Source organism: Roseovarius marisflavi, assembly GCF_900142625.1.
Classification (GTDB): Bacteria; Pseudomonadota; Alphaproteobacteria; order Rhodobacterales; family Rhodobacteraceae; genus Roseovarius; species Roseovarius marisflavi.
The window spans coordinates 1-1,954 of sequence record NZ_FRBN01000069.1; the positions used below are offsets into that span (position 1 = coordinate 1).

2 protein-coding genes are annotated in these 1,954 nt (G+C 62.7%); both read left to right on the forward strand.

What is annotated here, in order from left to right:
- Nucleotides 1-960 (forward strand): ADP-forming succinate--CoA ligase subunit beta (gene sucC, locus BUB78_RS19910; RefSeq protein ID WP_073201162.1); only part of this gene is annotated, 960 nt, incomplete at its 5' end.
- Nucleotides 961-1,021: 61 nt separating this feature from the next.
- The gene (gene sucD / locus BUB78_RS19915) at nucleotides 1,022-1,903 is read left to right on the forward strand and encodes a succinate--CoA ligase subunit alpha (protein WP_073201164.1); all 882 of its coding nucleotides are present in this window, start codon (nucleotides 1,022-1,024) and stop codon (nucleotides 1,901-1,903) included.
- Nucleotides 1,904-1,954: the final 51 nt, after the last annotated feature.

Below are 1,954 nucleotides of genomic sequence, written 5' to 3' on the forward strand. Positions count from 1 at the left end.
GCCGCCGAGGAAGCCAAGCGCATGCTCGGCCGCACCCTTGTGACCAAGCAGACCGGCCCTGCCGGCAAGCAGGTCAACCGGATTTATATCGAAGATGGTTCTGGGATTGAGACTGAGATGTACCTCGCGCTTCTGGTGGATCGCCAGACAGGCCGCGTGTCGTTTGTCTGCTCGACCGAAGGCGGCATGGACATCGAGGAAGTCGCCGAGGCGACCCCCGAGAAGATCCTCAGCTTCAGCGTTGATCCCGCGACCGGCTATCAGGCCTTTCACGGCCGCCGCATCGCCTTCAACCTTGGCCTGACCGGCGCGCAGATCAAGCAATGCGTCGCGCTGATGGGCACGCTCTACAAGGCCTTTGTCGACAAGGACATGGAGATGCTGGAAATCAACCCGCTGATCGTGACCGACAAGGGCGATCTCAAGGTGCTTGATGCCAAGGTAAGCTTTGACGGCAACGCGATCTATCGCCATGCCGATATCGCCGAGCTGCGCGACACCACCGAAGAGGACCCCAAGGAACTTGAGGCCTCCAAATACGACCTCAATTATATCGCCCTTGATGGCGAAATCGGCTGCATGGTCAACGGCGCCGGTCTTGCGATGGCCACCATGGACATCATCAAGCTCTACGGGGCCGAACCTGCCAATTTCCTTGATGTGGGCGGTGGCGCGACCAAGGAAAAGGTCACCGAGGCCTTCAAGATCATCACCTCTGACCCGCAGGTCAAAGGCATCCTGGTCAACATCTTCGGCGGCATCATGCGCTGTGACGTGATCGCCGAGGGCGTCGTGGCCGCCGTCAAGGAGGTCGGCCTCAAGGTGCCCCTCGTGGTCCGTCTGGAAGGCACCAACGTCGAGAAGGGCAAGGAGATCATCAACACCTCCGGCCTCGATGTGATTGCCGCCGACGATCTCAAGGATGGCGCGCAGAAAATCGTGAAAGCCGTCAAGGGCTGATCCCGTAGGGTGCGCAGCCATGGCGCACCTTCCCCACGACTTATTTAAGGAGAACGCCAAAATGGCAGTCCTCGTAGACGAAAACACACGCGTGATCTGTCAGGGCCTCACCGGCTCGCAGGGCACATTCCACACCGAACAGGCGATCGCCTATGGCACCAGGATGGTCGGCGGCGTGACCCCCGGCAAGGGGGGCAGCACCCATCTTGACCTGCCGGTCTTCAACTCGGTGCACGAGGCCAGGCACGAAACGCAGGCCAACGCCTCCGTGATCTACGTGCCGCCGCCCTTTGCCGCCGATTCGATCCTCGAGGCGATTGACGCCGAGATGGAGCTTATCGTCTGCATCACCGAAGGCATCCCGGTGCTTGACATGATGCGCGTCAAGCGCGCGCTTGAGGGCTCCAGCTCCAAGCTCATCGGGCCGAACTGTCCCGGCATCATCACGCCCGACGCCTGCAAGATCGGCATCATGCCCGGCCATATCCACAAGCGCGGCAGCGTCGGTGTGGTGTCGCGCTCGGGCACCCTGACCTATGAGGCGGTCAAGCAGACCACCGATGTGGGCCTCGGCCAGTCGACCTGTGTCGGTATCGGCGGCGACCCGATCAAGGGCACCGAGCATATCGACGTGCTGGAATGGTTCCTCGCCGATGACGAGACCCAGTCGATCATCATGATCGGTGAAATCGGCGGCTCCGCCGAAGAAGAAGCCGCGCAATTCCTCGCCGACGAGAAAAAGCGCGGCCGCTGGAAGCCCACCGCCGGTTTCATCGCCGGGCGCACCGCCCCTCCGGGCCGCCGCATGGGCCATGCCGGTGCCATCGTGGCGGGCGGCAAAGGCGGCGCCGATGACAAGATCGAAGCCATGAAAGCCGCCGGCATCGTCGTCGCCGAAAGCCCCGCAGGCCTCGGCGAAGCCGTGCTTGAGGCGATCGGCTAAGACCCTTCGGCGCGTCCCGGCACCACACCGGGGCGCGCCAGACCACATCCG

What these genes read in the sequence shown, in the direction of transcription:
- sucD (WP_073201164.1), top strand. Translation starts at nt 1,022, where the DNA reads ATGGCAGTCCTCGTAGACGAAAACACACGCGTGATCTGTCAGGGCCTC.